This window comes from Gemmiger sp. An194 (assembly GCF_002160145.1).
GTDB lineage: Bacteria > Bacillota > Clostridia > Oscillospirales > Ruminococcaceae > Allofournierella.
This window is the reverse complement of record NZ_NFKA01000013.1, coordinates 59,588-81,660: the sequence shown is the minus strand read 5'-3', so window position 1 is coordinate 81,660 and position 22,073 is coordinate 59,588. Positions and strand designations below refer to the sequence as shown.

19 protein-coding genes are annotated in these 22,073 nt (G+C 62.0%); 13 read left to right on the top strand and 6 right to left on the bottom strand.

Annotation, left to right across the window (positions count from 1 at the left end):
• Nucleotides 1–133 precede the first annotated feature (133 nt).
• The 13 genes from B5F28_RS09510 (at nt 134) to B5F28_RS09450 (ending at nt 15,881) form a co-directional block, all read left to right on the top strand.
• The gene (locus B5F28_RS09510) at nt 134–580 is read left to right on the top strand and encodes a MarR family winged helix-turn-helix transcriptional regulator (RefSeq protein WP_087295593.1); all 447 of its coding nucleotides are present in this window, start codon (nt 134–136) and stop codon (nt 578–580) included.
• Nucleotides 573–1,955 carry an MATE family efflux transporter gene (locus B5F28_RS09505; protein ID WP_087295591.1) on the top strand — a complete coding sequence of 461 codons (1,383 nt, stop codon included), beginning with the start codon at nt 573–575 and terminating at the stop codon, nt 1,953–1,955. The genes B5F28_RS09510 and B5F28_RS09505 overlap by 8 nt, the downstream gene beginning before the upstream one ends.
• Nucleotides 1,956–2,229: 274 nt before the next feature.
• Entirely contained in the window at nt 2,230–3,402 is a 1,173-nt protein-coding gene (locus B5F28_RS09500) for a dihydroorotase (protein WP_087295589.1), read from the top strand.
• 118 nt (nt 3,403–3,520) lie between these two features.
• The gene (gene pyrF, locus B5F28_RS09495) at nt 3,521–4,387 is read left to right on the top strand and encodes an orotidine-5'-phosphate decarboxylase (RefSeq protein ID WP_087295587.1); all 867 of its coding nucleotides are present in this window, start codon (nt 3,521–3,523) and stop codon (nt 4,385–4,387) included.
• Nucleotides 4,368–5,135: a dihydroorotate dehydrogenase electron transfer subunit gene (locus B5F28_RS09490; protein ID WP_087295585.1), complete on the top strand. Its 768-nt coding sequence runs from the start codon at nt 4,368–4,370 to the stop codon at nt 5,133–5,135. The genes pyrF and B5F28_RS09490 overlap by 20 nt, the downstream gene beginning before the upstream one ends.
• Nucleotides 5,132–6,043: a dihydroorotate dehydrogenase gene (locus B5F28_RS09485; RefSeq protein ID WP_087181874.1), complete on the top strand. Its 912-nt coding sequence runs from the start codon at nt 5,132–5,134 to the stop codon at nt 6,041–6,043. Before B5F28_RS09490 ends, B5F28_RS09485 begins: the two co-directional genes overlap by 4 nt.
• Before the next feature lie 154 nt (nt 6,044–6,197).
• Nucleotides 6,198–6,791: an orotate phosphoribosyltransferase gene (gene pyrE, locus B5F28_RS09480; protein WP_087295583.1), complete on the top strand. Its 594-nt coding sequence runs from the start codon at nt 6,198–6,200 to the stop codon at nt 6,789–6,791.
• A gap of 105 nt (nt 6,792–6,896) precedes the next feature.
• Nucleotides 6,897–7,988: a carbamoyl phosphate synthase small subunit gene (locus B5F28_RS09475; protein WP_087295581.1), complete on the top strand. Its 1,092-nt coding sequence runs from the start codon at nt 6,897–6,899 to the stop codon at nt 7,986–7,988.
• Between the two features lie 3 nt (nt 7,989–7,991).
• On the top strand, nt 7,992–11,198 hold the full coding sequence (carB, locus tag B5F28_RS09470) for a carbamoyl-phosphate synthase large subunit (protein ID WP_087295579.1): 3,207 nt from the start codon (nt 7,992–7,994) through the stop codon (nt 11,196–11,198).
• 157 nt (nt 11,199–11,355) lie between these two features.
• The gene (locus B5F28_RS09465) at nt 11,356–12,054 is read left to right on the top strand and encodes a hypothetical protein (protein ID WP_087295576.1); all 699 of its coding nucleotides are present in this window, start codon (nt 11,356–11,358) and stop codon (nt 12,052–12,054) included.
• Entirely contained in the window at nt 12,047–12,532 is a 486-nt protein-coding gene (locus tag B5F28_RS09460) for a hypothetical protein (protein WP_087295574.1), read from the top strand. The genes B5F28_RS09465 and B5F28_RS09460 overlap by 8 nt, the downstream gene beginning before the upstream one ends.
• A gap of 105 nt (nt 12,533–12,637) precedes the next feature.
• Nucleotides 12,638–14,509: an ATP-dependent zinc metalloprotease FtsH gene (ftsH, locus tag B5F28_RS09455; protein ID WP_087295572.1), complete on the top strand. Its 1,872-nt coding sequence runs from the start codon at nt 12,638–12,640 to the stop codon at nt 14,507–14,509.
• A 193-nt stretch (nt 14,510–14,702) separates the two neighbouring features.
• A complete protein-coding gene (locus tag B5F28_RS09450; protein ID WP_087295570.1) occupies nt 14,703–15,881 on the top strand; it encodes a DEAD/DEAH box helicase in 1,179 nt (392 codons plus the stop codon).
• Nucleotides 15,882–15,981: 100 nt separating this feature from the next.
• Here the strand turns inward: B5F28_RS09450 and B5F28_RS09445 are convergent, their stop codons facing one another.
• From B5F28_RS09445 to B5F28_RS09420, 6 genes are all read right to left on the bottom strand, one after another.
• The gene (locus B5F28_RS09445) at nt 15,982–16,935 is read right to left on the bottom strand and encodes an L-lactate dehydrogenase (protein ID WP_087295568.1); all 954 of its coding nucleotides are present in this window, start codon (nt 16,933–16,935) and stop codon (nt 15,982–15,984) included.
• A 192-nt stretch (nt 16,936–17,127) separates the two neighbouring features.
• Nucleotides 17,128–17,535 carry a putative signal transducing protein gene (locus B5F28_RS09440; RefSeq protein WP_087295566.1) on the bottom strand — a complete coding sequence of 136 codons (408 nt, stop codon included), beginning with the start codon at nt 17,533–17,535 and terminating at the stop codon, nt 17,128–17,130.
• Between the two features lie 135 nt (nt 17,536–17,670).
• Nucleotides 17,671–19,452, bottom strand: coding sequence for an arginine--tRNA ligase (gene argS, locus B5F28_RS09435; protein ID WP_481808393.1), 1,782 nt, complete (start codon nt 19,450–19,452; stop codon nt 17,671–17,673).
• A gap of 69 nt (nt 19,453–19,521) precedes the next feature.
• Nucleotides 19,522–19,965 (bottom strand): YwiB family protein, encoded by a 444-nt coding sequence (locus B5F28_RS09430; protein WP_087295564.1) that lies wholly within the window; start codon nt 19,963–19,965, stop codon nt 19,522–19,524.
• 26 nt (nt 19,966–19,991) lie between these two features.
• Nucleotides 19,992–20,807: a glutamate racemase gene (gene murI / locus B5F28_RS09425; RefSeq protein ID WP_087295562.1), complete on the bottom strand. Its 816-nt coding sequence runs from the start codon at nt 20,805–20,807 to the stop codon at nt 19,992–19,994.
• On the bottom strand, nt 20,800–21,879 hold the full coding sequence (locus B5F28_RS09420) for a D-alanine--D-alanine ligase family protein (RefSeq protein ID WP_087295560.1): 1,080 nt from the start codon (nt 21,877–21,879) through the stop codon (nt 20,800–20,802). The genes murI and B5F28_RS09420 overlap by 8 nt, the downstream gene beginning before the upstream one ends.
• Nucleotides 21,880–22,073: the final 194 nt, after the last annotated feature.

The window sequence follows — 22,073 nt, the reverse complement described above, 5'->3', positions numbered from 1 at the left end:
CCCTCGGGCAGGGGGCCAGAAGGCTCCCTTTGCCCGGGGGTGTTGACTTGCCGGGGAAAAGGAGTATAATGGCAAATAGTTATAAAAACAAACAATTTGCAAAACAAACAAAAACGGAAAGGGGCGAGAGGCTGTGAACAACCACATGGAGCTGGTGAACGGTCTGCGGGTGATCACCCGCTTTTATGATGCCCAGCGCCGGGCGGTCTGCCGCAGGGTGGGCATTTCTCAGATGGAATTCGACATTCTGGTTTTTCTGCACAATAACCCCGGCCGGGATACCGCCCGGGACATTGTGGCTCTGCGGGGGCTGCCCAAGAGCAATGTGTCCCAGGCGGTGGAGGTGCTGATGGGCAAGGGCCTTCTGGAGCGCAGACAGGATTCCGAGGACCGGCGGCGGGTGCATCTGAGCCTGACCGAGGCGGCGGAACAGCTGTTGCCCCAGCTGCTGGCGGCGCAACAGACCTTCTGGGAACAGGCCTTCCGGGATTTTTCTCCGCAGGATGCCGAGTGCTTTGCCGCCCTGTACGGGCGGATCGTGAAGAATCTTTCGGAAAAGGGAGGCAACAGGAATGAATGAGGATAAGACTCAGCTGGGGACTCAGCCGGTGGGCCGGCTGCTGGTAAAGATGGCGGCCCCGGCGGTGGTGGCCCAGCTGATCAACATGCTGTACAATCTGGTGGACCGCATCTACATCGGCCACATCCCCGGCGAGGGAGCCTACGCCCTTACCGGCATGGGCGTGTGTATGCCGGTCATCATGATCGTTTCCGCCTTTGCCATGCTGGCGGGCGCGGGCGGCGCGCCCCGGGCCTCCATCGCCATGGGCCGGGGTGACAACGAATCCGCCGAGCAGGCTCTGGGCAACTGCTTCTGCCTGCTGCTGATCGTGTCGGCAGTGCTTACCGGGGTACTGCTGGTGTTCAACCGGCCGATCCTGATGGCCTTCGGCGCCACCGAAAACACCATCGGATATGCCACCGCCTATATGGACATCTACGCGCTGGGCACCGTGTTCGTGCAGCTCACGCTGGGCATGAACTCCTTCATCATTGCCCAGGGCTTTTCCAAAACGGGTATGCTGTCGGTGCTGATCGGTGCGGTGTGCAACATCGTGCTGGACCCCATCTTCATCTTCGGCTTCTCCATGGGCGTGCGGGGCGCGGCTCTGGCCACCGTGCTGAGCCAGGCGGTGAGCTGTGCGTGGGTAGTGAGCTTTTTGCTGGGCAAGCGCACCATCTGGCGCATCCGGCCCCGGAACATGATCCTGCGCCCGGCGGTGATTCTGCCCTGTGTGGCGCTGGGTCTGGCCACCTTTATCATGCAGGCCAGCGAGAGCGTGATCTCGGTGTGCTTCAACACCTCGCTGCGGGAATACGGCGGCGACCTGGCGGTGGGCGCCATGACCATCCTCACCAGTGTGATGCAGTTCGCGCTGCTGCCGCTGCAGGGGCTGGGTCAGGGTGCGCAGCCCATCGTGAGCTTCAACTACGGCGCGGGCAATGCCTCCCGGGTGAAGAAGGCCTACTTCCTTCTGCTGCGCACCAGTCTGACCTACTCGGTGGTGCTGTGGGCGTTTCTGATGCTGTTCCCCCAGACCTTTGCCGGAGTATTTACTTCGGATCAGCAGCTCATCGCCTTTGCCGTCCCGGCCATCCGCTGCTACTGCGCGGTGCTGCTGGTGTTCGGCGCGCAGATCGCCTGCCAGATGACCTTCACCTCGCTGGGCTATGCCAAGGCCTCCATCGCGGTGGCGGTGACCCGCAAGTTTGTGCTGCTGGTGCCGCTGATCTATCTGATGCCTCGGATTTTCCCGGCGGACAAGACCATGGCGGTCTATATGGCCGAGCCGGTGGCGGACGCGCTGGCTGTGACCTTCACGGTGATCCTGTTCAGCGTCCAGTTCCGCAAGGCGCTGCGCCAGATCGGCACGCCCGGGGAACAGGCGAAATAAAGGCAAGGGCGGCTTCTTTTGAGAGGCCGCCCTTTTCGCTCGGCAGAATATGACAATTGTCTTGACAAGCCGTGCGAACTGTGGTAAAATCAGACGATTTAAATTGACCCGGCGGCAAGGAGGCGGAACCATGAGCAAGATGATCGGCAAGCAGTTTGCATTTGTTCTGGCTTCGGTATTCTTCTTGCTGGCGCAAGGGGTCTTTGTTTGACTTTTCCTTTTTTGGGAAGAGTCATTTTTTTTTAAGCTTTTTTCGCTGAGAGGAGGCGCTTTGATGCTGATCAAAAACGCAAAACTGTCGGATGGGACCCAGGTGGATGTACTGATCCGGGACGGCAAGATCGCAGGCCTGATGCAGGATATGCCTGCCCATGGGGAAGAGGTGATCGACGCTGCCGGCCGCACCCTGCTGCCCGGTTTCATCGATCTGCACTGCCACTGGCGCACCCCGGGCTTTGAATACAAGGAGGACATCGCCACCGGCAGCGCGGCTGCAGCCGCGGGCGGCTACACCTTCGTGAACCTGATGCCCAACACCAAGCCGGTGTGCTCCAGTGCCGCGCAGGCCCACGCCGTGATGGATGAGGCCGAGCGTCTGGGCATCTGCGGGGCCAACCAGACCATCTCCATCACCGAGAACTTCGACGGCCACACCCTGGACCACCTGAAGAGCCTGCCCGAGGACCTGCGCTTTATCACCGAGGACGGCAAAGGTGTGCAGAACAATCAGGTGATGGCCAAGGCCTTCGCCATCTGCGCCCGGCGGGATCTGGTGCTGATGAGCCACGCCGAGGATATGGAGATCTCCAAATGGGATTACCGCCTGGCCGAGAACATCGAGACGGTGCGCAACCTGCACCTGAGCGAGTACTACGGCACCCGGCTGCACATGTGCCATGTGAGCACCAAGGAAGCCGTGGCCGCCATCGGCGACGCAAAGCGCCGGGGCGTGCCGGTCACCTGCGAGGTGACCCCCCATCACCTTTGGTTTGCGGACACCGATTACCGGGTGAACCCGCCCATCCGCCAGGCGGAGGATGTGGAGGCCCTGGTTGAGGCCATCCGCACCGGCGTGGTGGATGCCATCGCCACCGACCACGCCCCCCACTCTGCCGAGGATAAGGCAAACGGTGCGGCGGGCATGATCGGGCTGGAGACCGCCTTCGGCGTGTGCTACACCAAGCTGTGCCGGGAGCAGGGCCTGGACCTGTACTACCTGGAGGCGCTGATGAGCCGCTTCCCGGCGGCGATCCTGGGTCTTGCAGGCAAGGGCGCCATCCAGGTGGGCATGGACGCCGACCTGACTCTGGTGGAACTGGACACCCCCTACGTGGTGGACGCCGCCGCCATGCACTCCAAGAGCCACAACACTCCCTTCGACGGAGTAACGCTCTACGGCCGGGTGGATCTGACCATCCGGGGCGGGCGCGTGACTTACCAGCGCTGAGTCTGGCGAAAAACGCAGCTATCCTTTATAATAGAGGAAAAGAATCCTCGCACTTGAACACGAAAACAAAAACCGGCTCTGCCGGACCAAAGATGAAGATGAAAAGGAGAGGTTCACAATGACCAACATGGACAAACTGTACGAAGCTGTTGCTGCCCGCGGCCCGGTGTGCGTGGGACTGGACACCGATTTTTCCTATCTGCCGGAGGGCTTTGCCAAGGCTGAGCTCACTGCCGGTGAGAACATCGTTCGCTTCAACCAGGCCATTGTGGACGCCACCAAGTCTGTGGCAGGCTGCTTCAAGGTGCAGATCGCTTACTACGAGAGCCTGGGTATGGACGGCCTGAACGCCTACAAGAAGACCCTGGACTACGTGAAGGCCACCGGCGTGCCGGTGATCGCCGACATCAAGCGCGGCGACATCGCCAAGACCGCCGAGATGTATGCCAAGGCTCACTTCGAGGGCGATTTCGAGGCCGACTTCATCACCCTGGCCCCCTACATGGGCCTGGATTCCATCAAGCCCTACATGCCCTTTGTGGAAGAGAAGGGCAAGGGCGTGTTCGTACTGGTGCGCACCTCCAACCCCGGCGCCAAGGACTTTGAGTACGAGAAGCTGGCCGACGGCCGCCACGTATACGATATGGTTGGCGACAAGCTGAACGCCATGGGCAAGAGCTGCATGGGCGAGCACGGTTACTCCAGCCTGGGCCTGGTCATCGGCGGTACCCACATCGAGGAGGCGGCCGAGATCCGCGCCCGCTATAAGGACAGCTTCTTCCTGATTCCCGGCTACGGCGCCCAGGGCGGCACCGCCGAGGACATCGCCCAGTACCTGAGCGCCGGCAACGGCGGCGTGGTGAACTCCAGCCGCGGTGTGCTGCTGGCCTACAAGAAGCAGCCCGGTGTGGAATTCGCCCAGGCTGCCTACAACGAGTGCGTGAACATGAAGGAGGCCATCAAGAATGCCTGCGATCGCCTGTGATGTAAAGGTTCTGGATCACCAGTGCCTGACCGATACCATCCGCCTGATGACCGTGAGCTGGCCCCGGCGGGACAAGGCCCCGAAAGCCGGCCAGTTCTTCATGCTGCGCTGCTGGCCCGCGGATGTGGCCCCGGTGCTGAGCCGCCCCATCAGCGTGCATTCCTATGATCCTGAGCTGGCCACCCTGGAATTTCTGTACGAGGTGCGGGGCAAGGGCACCGAAAAGCTGGCTGCTCTGAATCCCGGCGACACCCTGAGCCTGGTGGGGCCCTCCGGCAACGGCTTCAACGTGGTCGAGGCCGTGGGCAAGCGGGTGGCCCTGGTGGGCGGCGGCATCGGTACCGCCCCCCTGTACCAGCTGGCCAAGGAGCTGTGCGCCGCGGGTACCAAGGTCGACTACTTCTGCGGCTTCCGGGACGAGCCCTACGGCATGGACCGCTTCACCCAGGTGTGCGGCAAGGTCCAGCTGGCTACCGACAGCGGCCGCTTCGGCTTCCACGGCTTTGTGACCCAGCTGCTCAAGCCCGAGGAATACGACCTGGTGCTCTGCTGCGGTCCCGACCCCATGATGCGGGCGGTGGCAAAGCTCTGCGACGCTGCGGGCACCCGCTGCATCGTGAGCCTGGAGCGCAAGATGGCCTGCGGCATCGGCGCCTGCCTGGGCTGCACCTGCCACACCGAGACCGGCGGCAGGTGCGTGTGCAAGGAAGGCCCTGTATTTGATTCCAAGGAGGTGTTCGGCGCATGAGCGTATCCCTGAAGGTAAACCTGCTGGGCAAGGAAATGGCTGGCCCGGTGGTGGGTGCGTCCGGCACCTTCGGCTTCGGCGAGGAGTACGCCGGCATGGTGGATCTGAAAAAGCTGGGCGGCATCAGCGGCAAGGGCATCACTCTGATCCCCAAGCCGGGCAACCAGGGCGAGCGCCTGCTGGAGACCCCCAGCGGCCTGATCAATTCCATCGGCCTGCAGAACCCCGGCGTACAGCACTTCATCGACCATGAGCTGCCGGTGATGGAAACTCTGGGCACCACCATCTGGGCCAACCTGGGCGGCGGCTGCATTGAGGACTACGAGAAGGGTGCCGAGCTGCTCAACCCCACCAGCGTGGATTTTGTGGAGCTGAACATCAGCTGCCCCAACGTGAAGCAGGGCGGCATCGCCTACGGCATCAAGGCCGACAGCGCCAAAGAGGTGGTCAGCCGGGTGCGGGCGGTCTGCAAAAAGCCCCTGATCGTCAAGCTGAGCCCCCAGGCTGAGGACATCTGCCAGATGGCCGCCGCCTGCGTGGAGGCGGGAGCGGACGCGCTGAGCCTGGTGAACACCTTCCAGGCCTGCGCCATTGATCTGGAAAAACGCCGCCCGGTGTTCAACAATATTTTCGCGGGTCTGTCCGGCCCGGCCATCAAGCCCATCGCCCTGCGCATGGTCTACCAGGTCTGCGGCGCTGTGAACGTGCCGGTGATCGGCCTGGGCGGCATTCTGACTGGCGCCGACGCGCTGGAGTTCATCATGGCGGGCGCCACTGCTGTGCAGGTGGGCACCGCGAACTTCATGAATCCCCGCGCCTGCGAGACCATCACCGATGAGATCGCCGCCTGGATGGAGGCCCATGGAGTGGAGACCCTGGACGAGATCCGCGGCTGCGCCCGGGTGTAAAATTGGCGGCTTTTGCGTTCATCGCGCAAAATTCATCCAATTTTTGATCGGCAGCTTTGTGTAAAATTCGGCTGATTTAAAACCGGCGGTATAAAAACTGCCGAAGGCAGAACAGTTATCAATTGTTTTCAGATAGAGTAGAGGAGAGGTTATCATGAACAACACCATCGAGATCTTGAAAGAGTGCGAAGCCTTTCTGGAGGGCCACTTCCTGCTGAGCAGCGGCCGCCATTCCAGCGCCTACTGCCAGATGGCTTTCCTGCAGCAGTACCCCGACCAGTGCGCCAAGGTAATGGCGAACGTGGCTGAGCAGCTGAAGGATATGGACATTGACCTGATCGTCGGTCCCGCCATGGGCGGCATCGTGTACGCCTACGAGCTGGGCCGCCAGCTGGGCAAGCGCGCCATCTTCACCGAGCGTGTGGACAATGTGATGACCCTGAAGCGCTTCGCCATCAAGCCCGGCGAGAAGTGCATCATCGCCGAGGACGTGGTGACCACCGGTATCTCCAGCCTGGAGACCAAGCGCGTGATCGAAGAGGCCGGCGGCGAGTGCCTGGGCATCGTCTGCGTGGTGGACCGCACCAAGGCCGAAGCTCCCTCTCCCATTCCCATCCTGGCCAGCGCTGCCAAGCTGGACCTGCCCAACTACCTGCCCGAGGAGTGCCCCATCTGCAAGGAGGGCAAGCTGCCTCTGGTGCACCTGGGCAGCCGCAAGATGAAGGAGCAGGCAAAGCAGACCCTGTGATCACTTTTCTGAGCCCGACCGGGTGCTTTTTTGCCCGGCCGGGCCGGCCTTTGTCACGCAAGGGCAACCATTTTGCAACAACGCTGAAAGCGAGGGATTAGAGCCTTGAAAACATTTTTGGTTTTGGCCAACGGAACCGTGCTGGAAGGCCAGCAGTTCGGCGCTACCGGCACCCGCGTGGGTGAGGTGGTGTTCAACACCGGCATGGTGGGCTACGAAGAGACCCTGACCGACCCCAGCTACTACGGTCAGATCATCACCCAGAGCTATCCTCTGGTGGGCAACTACGGCATCAACGGCGAGGACGCGGAGTCCGGCCGCATCTGGGCCTTTGGCTATATCGTGCGCGAGCTGTGCGACGCGCCCAGCAACTTCCGCTGCAAAAAGACTCTGGATCAGTACCTGAAGGAGCAGAACATCATCGGTCTGGCGGGCATCGACACCCGCAGCCTGGTGCGCCTGCTGCGTGAGAGCGGCGTTATGAACGGCGCGCTCACCACCGAGTACGCCACCGCCGAGGAGGCTCTGGCGGACGAGGCCCTGATGAAGGCCATCCGGGAGTACAACGTGACCGAGGCTGTGGCCAACGTGACCCGCACCGAGACCTGTGTGCTCAACGAGGGCGGCAAGTACCACGTGGCCCTGTTCGACTTCGGCTGCAAGAACAACATCCAGCGCAGCCTGGTCAAGCGGAACTGCAAGGTGAGCGTTGTGCCCGCCACCACCACCGCCAGCCAGCTCAAGGAGATGGGTCTGGACGGCATCATGCTCTCCAACGGCCCCGGCGACCCGGCGGAAAACGTGGAGATCATCGAGAACCTGAAAGAGATCGCCAAGCTGGGCCTGCCCATCTTCGGCATCTGCCTGGGCCATCAGCTGATGGCGCTGGCTAAGGGCGCCAAGACCGAAAAGCTGAAGTACGGTCACCGCGGTGTGAACCAGCCGGTCACCGATCTGGCCCACGGCCGCACCTACATCACCAGCCAGAACCACGGCTATGCCGTGGTGGGCGACAGCCTGGACAAAGCCCTGGGCGAGGTGAGCCACGTGAACGCCAACGACGGCACCGTGGAAGGCATCCGCTACAACAACATGGACTGCTTCACCGTGCAGTTCCACCCGGAAGCCTGCGGCGGCCCCAAGGATACCGACTACCTGTTTGATGAATTTGTGGACATGATGAAGGGAGGCTGCTGAGCCATGCCAAAGGATACGAGCATTAAAAAAGTTCTGGTGATCGGCTCCGGCCCCATCATCATCGGCCAGGCGGCCGAGTTCGACTACTCCGGCACCCAGGCCTGCCGTGCGCTGAAGGCCGAGGGCATCGAGGTGGTGCTGGTGAACTCCAACCCCGCCACCATCATGACCGACCCCAACATCGCCGACCGGGTATATGTGGAGCCCATGACCCCCGAGGTCATCAAGCGCATTATCCGCAAGGAAAAGCCGGACTCCATCCTGCCCAACCTGGGCGGCCAGACCGGCCTGAACATGGCCATGACCCTGGCCCGGGAAGGCTTCCTGGAGGCCGAGGGCGTGCGTCTGCTGGGCTGCAAGCCCGAGACCATCGACCGGGCCGAGGACCGTCAGCTGTTCAAGGACACCATGGAGAAGCTGGGCGAGCCCTGCATCCCCAGCAAGGTGGTGGAGAACCTGGACGACGCTCTGGCCTTCGCCAAGGAGATCGACTACCCCGTGATCGTGCGCCCCGCCTTCACCATGGGCGGCACCGGCGGCGGCATCTGTGAGGATGAGGCCCAGCTGCGCGAGATCGGCACCAACGGTCTGCGCCTGTCTCCCATCCATCAGGTGCTGATCGAGAAGTGCATCGCCGGCTGGAAAGAGATCGAGTACGAAGTAATGCGGGACGGCAAGGGCAACGTGATCACCGTCTGCAACATGGAAAACTTCGACCCCGTGGGCGTGCACACCGGTGACTCCATCGTTGTGGCTCCCAGCCAGACCCTGTCCGATAAGGAATATCAGATGCTGCGCTCCTCCGCGCTGCGCATCATCACCGAGCTGGGCATCGAGGGCGGCTGCAACTGCCAGTTCGCCCTGAAGCCGGACAGCTTCGAGTACGCGGTCATCGAGGTAAACCCCCGCGTGAGCCGCTCCTCCGCGCTGGCCTCCAAGGCCACCGGTTACCCCATCGCCAAGGTTGCCACCAAGATCGCCATCGGCTACAGCCTGGACGAGATCACCAACGACATCACCGGTCAGACCTGCGCCTGCTTCGAGCCCGCGCTGGACTACTGCGTGGTCAAGTTCCCCAAGTGGCCCTTCGATAAGTTCGTTTACGCCAAGAAGGACCTGGGCACCCAGATGATGGCCACCGGCGAGGTCATGGCCATCGGTCAGAGCTTCGAGGAGGCCCTGATGAAGGCGGTGCGCTCCATCGAGCTGGGTCTGGATACCATGGACCTGCCCGCGCTGGCCGAGTGCAGCGACGAGGAGATCCGTGCAAAGCTGCATGTCTGCGACTCTGACCGCAGCTTCGTGGTGTTCGAGGCCATCAAGCGCGGCTTTGATTTCGAGGAGATCTACGCCGCCACCAAGATCGACTACTGGTTCCTGTCCAAGCTGGCCAAGCTGGCCGACACCGAGAAGCGTCTGGCCGCCGGCGAGATGAGCATGGAGCTGTACAAGCTGGCCAAGCGCCAGGGCTTCACCGACAAGGCCATTAAGCGCATCAGCGGCTGCACCGAGCTGCCTGCCCGCCTGCGCGCCGGCTTCAAGATGGTGGATACCTGCGCCGCCGAGTTCGCCGCCCGCACCCCCTACTTCTACTCCAGCTTTGACGAGGAGAACGAGGCCGCTCAGTTCATTGCCGACCATCCCACCGACAAGAAGAAGGTGCTGGTCTTCGGTTCCGGCCCCATCCGCATTGGTCAGGGCATCGAGTTCGACTACTGCAGCGTACACTGCGTATGGACCCTGAAGAAGTTCGGCTACGAGGCCGTGATCGCCAACAACAACCCCGAGACCGTTTCCACCGACTTCGACACCGGCGACCGGTTGTACTTTGACCCGCTGGACCCCGAGAGCGTGGAGAACATCCTGGAGACCGAGAAGCCCTGGGCCTGCGTGGTTCAGTTCGGCGGCCAGACCGCCATCAAGCTCACCAAGCACCTGACCGAGCTGGGCGTGAAGCTGCTGGGCACCCCGGCGGACGCCATCGACGAGGCCGAGGACCGTGAGCGCTTCGACGAGCTGCTGGAGCGCTGCGGCATTCCCCGCCCGAAGGGACACACCGTCTTCACCACCGAGCAGGCCCTGGCCGCGGGCAGCGAGCTGGGCTACCCGGTTCTGCTGCGTCCCAGCTATGTGCTGGGCGGTCAGAACATGATCATCGCCTACGGTCCGGACGATGTGACCGAGTACATGGCCATCATCGCCGAGCACACCGACATGGAGAACCCGGTTCTGGTGGACAAGTACCTGATGGGCACCGAGTGTGAGGTGGACGCCATCTGCGACGGCGAGGATTACCTGATCCCCGGCATGATGGAGCACGTGGAGCGCGCCGGCATCCATTCCGGCGACTCCATCAGCGTTTACCCGCCCCGCACCCTGTCTCCCCGCATCAAGCAGATGATGGTGGAGTACACCGGCCGCCTGGCCAAGGAGCTGAAGGTGGTGGGCCTGGTGAACATCCAGTATGTGGTGTACAACAACCAGGTCTACGTCATCGAGGTGAACCCCCGTTCCAGCCGTACCGTGCCCTACATCAGCAAGGTGACCGGCGTTCCCATGGTGGAGCTGGCCGTGCGCTGCATGCTGGGCGAGAAGCTGAAGGATATGGGCTGGGGCACCGGCATCCGTCCCGACGCTCCCTATGTGGCTGTCAAGGTGCCCGTGTTCAGCTTTGAGAAGCTGCACGGCGTGGACACCCAGCTGGGACCCGAGATGAAGAGCACCGGCGAGGTACTGGGCATCGCCCGCACCTTCAGCGAGGCTTTGCTGAAGGGCCTGGTGGGCGCTGGCTACAAGTTCCAGAAGCCCCGCAGCGGCAGCTGCTGCCTGATCACCGTGAAGAACGCGGACAAGCTGGAGATCTTGGACACCGCTTGGCAGCTGAAGGACATGGGCTACAAGCTCTATGCCACCAGCGGTACCGCCAAGACCCTGAACAGCAACATGATTGCCTGCAACACCGTGCGCCGCATCAGCGACGAGCATCCCAACATTCTGGACCTGCTGGAAAGCGGTCTGGTGGACTACGTGATCTCCACCTCTGACCATGGCCGTGACCCGGATCTGGACAGCGTGAAGATGCGCCGCAAGGCCGTGGAGCTGAGCGTGCCCTGCCTGACCGCCATCGATACCGCCAAGGTGCTGGTGGAGACCCTGCGCAGCGGAGCCACCCTGGACGACGTGGAGCTGATCGATATTTCCACCCTGTAAGCGCGAAATCCCCGCTTTTTCAAACGCCGCCGGTTAACACCGGCGGCGTTTTCTTTATGCATTTTGCTGACAGAATCTGTTCAAACCGGTATAATAAAAGAAAACGAAAACCGGCTGCCCCGGCGGGGCATGTGCCGGAAGAGGAGGGGCGGGGTCCATGAAGCGAAACGCACCGGAATATGATGCCTGGAACGCACAAATGCTGGAGCAGGAGCCCTGGCAGGAGCCGGACCGCTTTTCGGGTCAGCTCCCGGAGCAGAAAAGCGCAGGCGCGGCAAGACTGCTGCCACTGGTGCTCTGTGTACTGCTGCTGGTGGTACTGCTGGCAGAGGGGGCGTTTTTCTGGCTGCGGGGCCGTCAGCTGGAATGGCGGAACGCGGTCTATGTGCCGGACGCGCAGCAGAGTATGCAGCAGGCGGATGAGAGCTTTGCCTTTGGGCCGTATCAGCGTGCCGTAAAGGTGGGCAGACAGGGCGAGGCCCTGGGCCGGATCACCGGCATCGCCCAGGGGGAAAAGATCGTGCGGGCGTCGGTGAGCCTGGGCGTTCTGAACGAAGCCGCATGGGACTGCGATGGGGCGTTCTATCTGCAATGCGGCGGGGTGTACTATCCCAGCCTGGGCAGCTACCAGCTGGAGCAGGAGCATCCGGAATGGGCCATGCGGGCACTGGAGGGCTACGAGCTGTGCGGCCCCGGCATGGAAGAGGGTTGGGTATACTTCCTGGTGCCGGAATCCGTGAGCGAGGGCGCCCTCTGGCTGCACTGGCTGGAAAAGAATGAGGACTACAACACCGAAAGCGTGCAGGCGGCATGCGTGGCCGTGCAGTTTGACCAGGAGGTGACCGGCGATGATTGAGGATACCCGGAAGGGAATGGGCCTTTGGGTGCTGGCGGGTCTGCTGGTGCTGGCCATTCTGGGAACCGGCATCTGGGGTGCCATGCACCTGAGCGCACTGAGCACCGCGCCCGGCTGGTATGCCTCCATGGATGGAGTGCAGATCGAGCCGGTGCAGCCGGAAGGAGCAGAGGAGGGGTATGAATATTACCGCCTGCGCTTCGTGCTCACCAACAACAGCGACCAGGATGTTTATGTGGCCGGATGGAATCTGGGGGTGCGCCCGGCGAAGGGCCATGAATATGCGGTGGATGTGTGGGACCCCTGGGACGAGAGCATCACGCTGGAAAAAGAGCCCTGCGTGCCGGTGGGCTGCATCGGGGATGTGGAGCTGATTCTGGAGGTAGACCCGGAGGAGCTGGAGACAAAAACCCTGCAAATTACCCTGGACCCCTACGGCGAAACACCCCTGGAACTGGGGGAAGTGGAGCTGCCCTGAATCACGCGCGAAATCTTTTAGAAACGTTCATATATTCTTCATATCGGGAATGTATCCTAGAATAGTAGACTTGAACTGATACCACTTGAAAAAGGCGGAGTGAATATGAAAACAACAGGACCCCAAAACCCCAAAAAGGCACTGATCTATTACTACGTGGCCGCGGTGTTGATCCTGCTTTTGCTCAATGCGCTGGTGTTCCCCAACATTATGCGCGGTTCGGTGACCGAGGTGAGCTACAATCGCTTCGTCACCGATCTGGAGGAGGGCAAGGTGAGCGTGGTGCAGGAGGATGCCTCCAGCGGAACCATCACCTACCAGGCACAGGACGAAAACGGCCGGGAGCGGATCTATCAGACCGCACTGGTCAATGACCCGGACCGGGTGGAGCGGCTGCTGGAAGCCAAGAACCCGGAAGGCGGTGAGGTGGAATACGGCGGTGTGATCCCCACCAAGACCTCGCCCATCATGAATCTTTTGTTCAGCGTGGTGCTGCCGGTGCTGTTCATGGTGCTGCTGGGCCAGCTGCTCATGCGCTTCATGATGAAAAAGATGGGCGGCCCCAACGCCATGAGCTTCGGCAAATCCAATGCCAAGGTGTATGTGGAGGCCCAGACCGGCAAAACCTTCGCGGATGTGGCCGGGCAGGATGAGGCTAAGGAAGCCCTGGCCGAGATCGTGGACTTCCTGCACAATCCCGGCAAGTACAACAGCATCGGTGCCACCCTGCCCAAGGGCGCGCTGCTGGTGGGCCCTCCGGGCACCGGTAAGACCCTGCTGGCCAAGGCCGTCGCTGGTGAGGCGGGCGTGCCTTTCTTCAGCATCGCCGGTTCCGAATTCGTGGAGATGTTCGTGGGCATGGGCGCGGCCCGTGTGCGCGATCTGTTCAAGCAGGCGGCGGAGAAAGCCCCCTGCATCGTGTTCATCGATGAGATCGATACCATCGGCAAGAGCCGTGACAACGCGGCCGGCATCAGCGGCGGCAACGACGAGCGTGAGCAGACTTTGAACCAGCTGCTCACCGAAATGGACGGCTTCGACGGCAGCAAGGGCGTTATCATCCTGGCGGCCACCAACCGGCCTGAGACTCTGGACAAAGCCCTGCTGCGCCCCGGCCGGTTTGACCGGCGCATCCCGGTGGAGCTGCCCGACCTGGAAGGCCGCGCCGCCATCCTGAAGGTGCACGCCAAAAAGGTCATGGTGGACGAGAACGTGGACTTCATGGCCATTGCCCGGGCCACCAGCGGCGCTTCCGGTGCCGAGCTGGCCAACATGGTGAACGAGGCCGCGCTGCGGGCGGTGAAGCAGAATCGCCGCATCGTGAACCAGAGCGACCTGATGGAAGCGGTGGAAACCGTCATCGCGGGCTACCAGCGCAAGAACAAGGTGCTCAACCCCAGAGAAAAGCGGATCGTGGCCTACCACGAGATCGGCCACGCGCTGGTGGCAGCCAAGCAGACCAACAGCGCCCCGGTGGCCAAGATCACCATCGTGCCCCGCACCTCCGGCGCACTGGGCTATACCCTGCAGGTGCCCGAGGAGGAGACCAATCTGCTGAGCCGTGAGGAGGCCTTCAACAAGATCGCCACCTTCACCGGCGGCCGTGCGGCTGAGGAGCTGATCTTCGGCAGCTACACCAGCGGTGCAGCCAACGACATCGAGCAGGCCACCCGGCTGGCCCGGAACATGGTCACCCGGCTGGGCATGAGCAAGGAATTCGACATGATGGCTCTGGCCACCGTGAACAGCCAGTATCTGGGCGGCGACGCTTCGCTGGCCTGCAGCGAGGGCACCGCGGAGAAGATCGACCAGGAGGTTCTGGAGCTGATCAAATCCGCCCACGCCAAGGCCATGGAGATCCTGAAGGACAACGTGGACAAGCTGCACGAGCTGGCCGCCTTCCTGATGGAGCGGGAGACCATCACCGGCGAGGAATTCATGGAGATTCTGAACCGGCAGCCTGAGCCCCACGCATAATAAAAGCAAAGCCGTGGCCACCGTTGGTGACCGCGGCTTTTTGCTGCCCGGGTGGCAGGAGGCGGGCTATTCCGTTTCGGCCACGGGCATGATATAATAATTACGTATGCACAAAAAAGAAAACCCCCGCGGCCGGTGGTGCGCGCCTGCGCACGGGACCGGGCGGGAATATACGAAACGGAGTAAATAAACTATGTTATACAGTGAGCTGAAATGCAGCCCCGAAATTTTGCAGGCCGTGGAGCGTATGGGCTTCACCGAGATGACCGAGGTACAGGAGAAGGCCATTCCGGTGATGATGGCCGGCAAGGATGTAATTGCCAAGGCCCCCACCGGTACCGGCAAGACCTGCGCCTTCGGCATTCCCATCATTGAGCGGATCAACCCCGAAAGCAACAAGCCCCAGGCGGTGATCCTGGCCCCCACCCGTGAGCTGGCCCAGCAGATCGCCGAGGAGCTCACCGAGCTGGCCCATTTCCTGCCCAAGGTGCGCATTGTCTGTGTGTACGGCGGCGCCAACATCCAGCGTCAGGCCGAGAAGCTGAAGAAGGGCTGCCAGATCGTGGTGGCCACCCCGGGCCGACTGATGGACCACATGCACCACAAGAACATCGATGTGAGCGGCGTGACCAGCATCGTGCTGGATGAGGCGGACGAGATGCTGAACATGGGCTTCTACAAGGATGTGCGCCGGATCATCGATTTCATGAAGGCCCGCAAAAGCCTGTGCATGTTCAGCGCCACCATCAGCCGCGAGGTGATGGACATCGGCTGGCTCTACCAGCGGGATGCCGAGGAGATCAGCGTGCAGCCGGTGCTGGAAAGCCAGCCCAAGATCCACCAGTACAAGCTGCTGACCACCGGCCGCAACAAGCTGGCGGACCTGGCTCAGATCATCATCTCCGGCGAGTACAAGCGGGTGATGGTGTTCTGCAACACCAAGTTCACCACCGCCATCCTGACCAACCAGCTGGCCCGGCTGAACTTTGTGGTGGATTGCCTGCACGGCGACCTTTCCCAGAGTGACCGGAACAAGATCATGGCCAGCTTCCGTGAGGGCAACATTGCCGTTCTGGTGGCCACCGACGTGGCCGCCCGCGGCATCGACGTAGACGATGTGGACGCGGTGGTCAACTACGATGTGCCCGGCGCCAACGAGCACTACACACACCGCATCGGCCGGACCGGCCGCGCCAAGCGGGAGGGCGTGTCCTACCTGATGTACACCGCCGAGGAGACCAAGCGGGTGGATGAGCTGCTGCGGCTGACCCGCAACGAGGCCATTCCGGTACACTGGAATGAGGACCACACCGCCCTCATCGAGGAAAAGGTGGAAAAGGTGGATAAGTTCCAGATTCGCAGCTACTTTTAAACAATCTCCGGGCAGGTTTGTGGAAAACCTGCCCGGCTTTCGAAAACAAGAAAGGCGCATCCCATCTGGGATGCGCTTTTTGTTGTTTTCGAGGCAGAAATTACAGGCCCAGCTGCAGCAGCATCTTCTGCAGGCTCTCGCAGCAGGCGGCCAGCTGATCCTGCTCTTCCGGCAGCAGGGATATCTCCAGCACCCGCTCACGGCCGTTGGCGCCGATCACACAGGGCACGCTCATGGCAACCTGCTCCAGGTCGTACTCGCCCTGCAGCACGCAGCTCACCGGCAGCACGCAGCGCTCGTTCAGCACGATGGCGCGCACCAGACGGGCCACGCTCTGGGCAATGCCGCTGGAGGTGAAGCCCTTCAGCTTCAGCACCCGCAGACCGGCGGCCTTGGTGTCCGCCAGAATTTTCTCCTTGTCCAGCGCGGCGCTCAGGCCGAAGGCACGGGGCAGCTCGTCCACCGGGATGCCGGCCACATTCACCATGCTCCAGGGGATGAAGGCGCTTTCGCCGTGCTCACCCAGCAGGTAGCCATGCACGTTCTTGGAGTCCACATCGCACTGGGCAGCGATGAGCTGACGCATGCGGGCGGTGTCCAGCAGGGTGCCGGTGCCGAAGATCTTGTCGGCAGGGTAGTTGTATTTGGTCTGGGCAAAGTAGGTGACCAGGTCCACCGGGTTGGTGACCACGATCAGGATGGCGCTGCGGGTGTAGCGGGTGATCTGAGCCATCACCGCGTCCATCACAGCGATGTTCTTCTCCGCCAGCACCCGGCGGTCGTTGTCACCGGCCTGGATGCTGGGCCCGGCGGTCATTACGATGATGGAGGCATCCGCGCAGTCGGCGTAGCTGCCCACCCGGATGGTGGTGTTGGTGGAATAGGCAAAAGAGGTGGTGTGCAGAGCATCCAGCACCTCGCCCAGGGCCTTGTCCTCGTTGGCGTCGATCACCACGATCTCGTTGACCACGCTCTGGGCCAGAATGGCGTTCAGAGTGGCGCTGCCCACCATACCGGCGCCGATCAGTACCAGCTTGCCTTCTTTCATACGCATAAAGGGATTCCTCCTAACAATCTCATTGGGCTGTGCCGTGGCGGCACAGAAAAAGCCAGAGCACGCATTGGAAGCTTCCGGGCGACGCTCTGGCTTTTATTATGAAACAGAAGGGGGGCTTTGTCAATCTGCATAAAACAGGAAAAAGATTTTTGGCAGACTGGCCAAAGCAGCGGCCGAGGCAGCAGAGCCTCAGTCAACGGCGAATTCGGAATCCTCCGCTTCGACATTGTCGCCGGGTGCATTCAGGAAGGCATTCATCCATTCCGTTGCCTCCTGCAGCTGGCTGCGCTCCACATACAGATCATATCCCAGCAGGGAGGTGCCCAGATAGGTGCTGGAGGCCTGCCCCAGCGTGCCGGATTCCTGCAGGAAGCTGGGGATACCGTTGTCCTCCAGAAGTTCGGCCAGCATTCCGGCCAGTGCATAATCCGGCAGGTTGGTCAGATGGACCGGGTCCTGGGGCATACGGTGACCGGGCCGGTCCTTGAGAGAAAAATTCCATTTGGCGCGGGGCATCGGCTCCAGCGGCCCGCCGCACTGCGGGCAGGTCAGGGCGCTGTCCGCCGCGCTGCACTGACAATGAGAACACCAAAGCATATACACACTTCCTTTCCGGGTGGTAAAGCATTTTTTCTTTATTATAACACGCGCTTCGCGTCCGGTGGGGAAAGAAAGGCCCGTTTCCTTCACAGAAACGGGCCTTTTACATGTTGCTTGCAGATTGTAGACTGCTTACATGCTCTCGGGTACGGTGACCTTGAACATGGTCAGCACGTTGGCGATGACCTGCTTCACGGCCAGGCACAGAGCCAGACGGGCCTGACGGGCGGCAGGCTCCGCGTCCTTGATGCGGCAGGCGTTGTAGAACTTGTGGAAGGAGCCGGCCAGGTCGATCACGTAGCGGGTGATGCGGGCGGGCTCGTAGTTCTTGGCGCTGGTCACGATCTCAGCGGGGAAGGCGCTCACGGCACGGATCAGCTCCAGCTCGGCGGGCTCGCTGAACTGGTAACCGGCCCAGGCGGTATGACCCTCGTAGGAGATGCCCTCGCTGGCCAGCTTCTTCACGATGGAGCAGATGCGGGCGTGGGCGTACTGCACGTAGTATACCGGGTTCTCGCTGTCCTCCTTAACGGCCAGATCCAGGTCAAAGTCCATCTGGCTGCCTGCCTCGCGCAGGTTGAAGAAGAAGCGGGCGGAATCGATGGGCACCTCGTCCAGCAGGTCGGTCAGGGTGATGGCCTTACCGGTCCGCTTGCTCATACGCACCTGCTGGCCGTCCTTTACCAGCTTGACCAGCTGCATCAGGATCACGTCCAGATCCTCGCCGTTCAGGCCCACGGCGTCCATGGCGCCCTTCATACGGGCCACGTGGCCGTGATGGTCGGCGCCCCAGATGTCGATGGCTTTATCGAAGCCGCGCACGGCCAGCTTGTTGTAGTGGTAGGCGATATCCGCCGCGAAGTAGGTGGGAATGCCGTTGGCACGCACCAGAACCTCGTCCTTGGCCTCGTCCTCATCCTTGCGCTTGTTGGCCGCGCCGTACTTCTCGCTGTACTGGGCGCTCTTGTACATGATGGCGCCGTCCTCGGCCTTGTAGCAGGCACCGGTGGCCAGCAGCTTGTCGATCACCGCCTGCACTGCGCCGGAGTCGTGCAGGGTGCTCTCGCGGAACCACACATCGTAGGTGATGCGGTACTTGGCCAGGTCACGCTCCAGACCGGCCACGTTCTTGGGCAGGCCGTAGTTGATCAGAGCCTGCTTGCGGGTCTCCTCGTCGGCGTCCACGTACTTGTCACCCTCGATGGAGGCAAATTCGGTGGCCAGAACCTTGATGTCCTCGCCCTGGTAGCCGTCCTCGGGGAAGGGCACGGCCTCCTCGCCCTTGAAGTGCTGCAGGTAACGGGCGGACAGGCTCTTGCCGAACTTCTGGATCTGGTTGCCCGCGTCGTTCACGTAGAACTCACGGGTCACATCGTAACCGGCCCAGTCCATCACAGCGGCCAGGCAGTCACCCAGCGCGCCGCCGCGGGCGTTGCCCAGGTGCATGGGGCCGGTGGGGTTGGCGGAAACGAACTCCACGTTGATCTTCTTGCCCTCGCCGAAATCGGTGCGGCCGTACTGCTCGTTCAGGGTTGCGCCGTAGACCACGCTGGCAAACCAGCCCGGAGCCAGGAACAGGTTGATGAAGCCGGGGCCGGCCACCTCCACCTTGGAGAAGATGCTGTTCTCCAGGCTGGGCAGATGGGCCAGAATGGCATCGGCGATCTGGCGGGGAGCCTTCTTGAAGACGCGGGCGCCGGCCATGGCCAGGTTGCTGGCCACGTCGCCGTTCTTCACATCACCGGGGATCTCCACGATGAAGTCGGGCAGATCGGTCTGGGGCAGCTCACCGGCGGCCATGGCAGCCTGAGCGGCCTGAGTCAGCAGGGCGCGGGCCTCGTCCAGCGCATCCTTGCGGGGGTTGTAGTTCTTGTAGGTTTCCTTCATCTCGGCGATCATGGATTCGTTTTCCATATTGGTCATATCGATCGGTATTCCTTTCCTTTTAAACTTGAAGGCGCGCGCCGCGCCGGGAACAGCAAATCAAAGGGGTGTGCGCTCGGCCCGCTTCACGGTGATGGTCACCAGATTGCGGCTGAGCACGGTGTCCTGGTCGGCGTCCAGCGTGTAGCTGAACTTCACCTGGCCGCCCTCGTCGGACAGCTGGCTTTCGATCTCGTCGGCGGCCACGCCCAGGGTCATGGAGCCGTAGCCGGTCTCGTAGTGGCACAGATGGCGGGTGCCCTTTTCGATGATCAGCTGGCTGGCGGCGGGGCCGAAGCGCAGCATGGACACCTTCTGCGCATTCTCGGCCACCTTCACGGTGGTGGTGCAGCCGGCATAGCCGGTGGTCTCGCTCTCTTTGTAGGTGATGAAGAAGCTGCCGCCCCGGCGCACAAAGCTGCCGCGGGTCATCAGCTCCACCGAATCGGTTTCGCCGGCCTGCTCCATCCGGCCGTCGATGCGGATGAGAAAATCCTCGTTCATAAACGGGCGGGGACCTCCTTTTGGGTTCAGTATTGCTCAATGGCGATCTGGCTGGCCGTGCCCTCGCCCTGAGGGCCGATGAACAGCCGAACCGCCGCGGAGAAGCTCTCCGGGGAATCGCTCATAAAATAGCGGGTTTCGCCTTTTTTGGTGCCGTCGCTCAGAAGGTCCAGCCGGGCGAGCATATCCCGGGCCTTGAGGGCAGCCTCCCGGCCGGAGTCGATCAGGGTCACATCCGGGCCCATCACCTGGGCGATGATGTGGGCGATCAGGGGATAGTGGGTGCAGCCCAGAATCAGGGTATCCACTCCTTTGGCGCGGACCTCGTCCAGATACTCGTGGGCGATGGCGGTGGTGATGGGGTCATTGGGGCCCACATAGCCGTTTTCCACCAGCGGCACGAACATGGGGCAGCTTCTGGTGAAGACCTGGGCCTCGGGCAGGATGCTTTGGATGCGGGTCTCGTAGCTGCGGCTGCGGATGGTGGCCGGGGTGGCGATCACGCCGATGCGGCCGTTTCTGGTGGCTGCCGCCGCGGCGGAAACCGCCGCGCCTACCACGCCCACATAGGGCACCGGCAGGGCCTCGGTGTAGGATTTGGGCAGCGTGCTGCTCACTGTGCCGCAGGCGGCCAGCAGAAATTTTACATCCTGGCTGAGCAGAAAGCGGATGTCCTGTTCGGCGTACTGGCGAATGGTCTCCGGGCTTCGGCTGCCGTAGGGTACCCGGCCGGTGTCGCCGAAGTAGACGATGTCCTCGCCGGGCAGAACGGCCTGCAGCTGGCGCACCGCCGTGAGACCGCCCATGCCGGAATCGAACACGCCGATGGGCCGCTTATCCATGGCGGACCCCCGCGCGCTGCAGCGCAAGGGCGACCAGTTCGTCCAGCAGCTGGTCGATGGGTTTGCCCGCGTCTTCCATCAGCTTGGGATACATGCTGATGGAGGTGAAGCCGGGCAGGGTGTTGATCTCGTTGAGCAGAATGGTGTCGCCGTTCTCCACGAAGAAGTCCACCCGGGCCAGGCCCTCGCAGCCCAGAGCCCGGTAGGCCTTTTCCGCCTGGGCCTTCACCTTGTCCAGCACCTCCTCGCTCAGGTGAGCGGGGATCACGGTTCGGCTGGTGCCCAGCACATATTTGTCCTCGTAGGTGTAGAATGCCTCGCTGGCCAGGATCTCGCCGGGGCGGGTGGAAACGCAGACCTCGTTGCCGATCACCGCGCACTCCACCTCCTGGCCCTGTACAAAGCGCTCGAAGACCACCTTGTTATCCTCAGCCAGAGCCACCTGAATGGCCTTTTCCAGCTCGGCCTTATTTGCAGCCTTGCTGATGCCCACGCTGCTGCCGGCGTTGGCGGGCTTCACGAAGATGGGGTAGTGGAGCTTTTCGGCCAGGCGGGCCTCCAGGGCGTCAAAGTCCGCGCAATCGTAGCGGCTGGCCCAGTCCCAGGCGCAGCGGTCGATGCCCGCCGCATCCATCAGGGTGTTGGCCACCGCTTTGTCCATGCAGACGGCGCTTGCCAGCACGCCGCAGCCCACATAGGGGATGCCCGCCAGCTCCAGCAGGCCCTGAATGGTGCCGTCCTCGCCGTTCTTGCCGTGCAGAGCGGGGATGACCACATCCATGGGCAGCACCGCCCAGGTGCCGTCGTGACGGCAGAGCACCAGGCCGTGATCCGAGCGGTCGGGGCTGATCATGCAGGGCACGCAGGAGGGGTCCTGCTCCCAGCTGCCGTCCGCCATTTTTTCAATGGGGCCGGAGTAATACAGCCAGCGGCCATCCTTGGTGATGCCCACAGTGTAAAGATGGTACGAGGAGGGCTTGAGCGCCCGGGCGATGGTGCTGGCCGAAACGCGGCTCACCTCGTGTTCGCTGGAAACGCCGCCGAACAGCAGCGCAACATTCAGTTTGTTCATAGCTGCAAAGACCTTTCTCTCCAAGGAAATCAACACAAATCGATCCAACATTGACCCGGCCAAAGAGACCGGTCAAGGGCGGTTGCACATAAGTATTCTAATAATACCATAAAAATGCCGGGCAGGCTATGGGCAAAAGGTAAAAGCCTTGGCGGCAGGCCGCAAAAAAATCTGTGGGATTGGTATTGACGGCC

Coding starts and splice junctions, on each gene's coding strand:
- ftsH (WP_087295572.1), top strand. CDS start 12,638: ATGAAAACAACAGGACCCCAAAACCCCAAAAAGGCACTGATCTATTAC.
- B5F28_RS09450 (WP_087295570.1), top strand. CDS start 14,703: ATGTTATACAGTGAGCTGAAATGCAGCCCCGAAATTTTGCAGGCCGTG.
- carB (WP_087295579.1), top strand. CDS start 7,992: ATGCCAAAGGATACGAGCATTAAAAAAGTTCTGGTGATCGGCTCCGGC.
- B5F28_RS09465 (WP_087295576.1), top strand. CDS start 11,356: ATGAAGCGAAACGCACCGGAATATGATGCCTGGAACGCACAAATGCTG.
- pyrF (WP_087295587.1), top strand. CDS start 3,521: ATGACCAACATGGACAAACTGTACGAAGCTGTTGCTGCCCGCGGCCCG.
- B5F28_RS09440 (WP_087295566.1), bottom strand. CDS start 17,535: ATGCTTTGGTGTTCTCATTGTCAGTGCAGCGCGGCGGACAGCGCCCTG.
- B5F28_RS09485 (WP_087181874.1), top strand. CDS start 5,132: ATGAGCGTATCCCTGAAGGTAAACCTGCTGGGCAAGGAAATGGCTGGC.
- argS (WP_481808393.1), bottom strand. CDS start 19,452: ATGGAAAACGAATCCATGATCGCCGAGATGAAGGAAACCTACAAGAAC.
- pyrE (WP_087295583.1), top strand. CDS start 6,198: ATGAACAACACCATCGAGATCTTGAAAGAGTGCGAAGCCTTTCTGGAG.
- B5F28_RS09420 (WP_087295560.1), bottom strand. CDS start 21,879: ATGAACAAACTGAATGTTGCGCTGCTGTTCGGCGGCGTTTCCAGCGAA.
- murI (WP_087295562.1), bottom strand. CDS start 20,807: ATGGATAAGCGGCCCATCGGCGTGTTCGATTCCGGCATGGGCGGTCTC.
- B5F28_RS09460 (WP_087295574.1), top strand. CDS start 12,047: ATGATTGAGGATACCCGGAAGGGAATGGGCCTTTGGGTGCTGGCGGGT.
- B5F28_RS09505 (WP_087295591.1), top strand. CDS start 573: ATGAATGAGGATAAGACTCAGCTGGGGACTCAGCCGGTGGGCCGGCTG.
- B5F28_RS09500 (WP_087295589.1), top strand. CDS start 2,230: ATGCTGATCAAAAACGCAAAACTGTCGGATGGGACCCAGGTGGATGTA.
- B5F28_RS09490 (WP_087295585.1), top strand. CDS start 4,368: ATGCCTGCGATCGCCTGTGATGTAAAGGTTCTGGATCACCAGTGCCTG.
- B5F28_RS09430 (WP_087295564.1), bottom strand. CDS start 19,965: ATGAACGAGGATTTTCTCATCCGCATCGACGGCCGGATGGAGCAGGCC.
- B5F28_RS09445 (WP_087295568.1), bottom strand. CDS start 16,935: ATGCGTATGAAAGAAGGCAAGCTGGTACTGATCGGCGCCGGTATGGTG.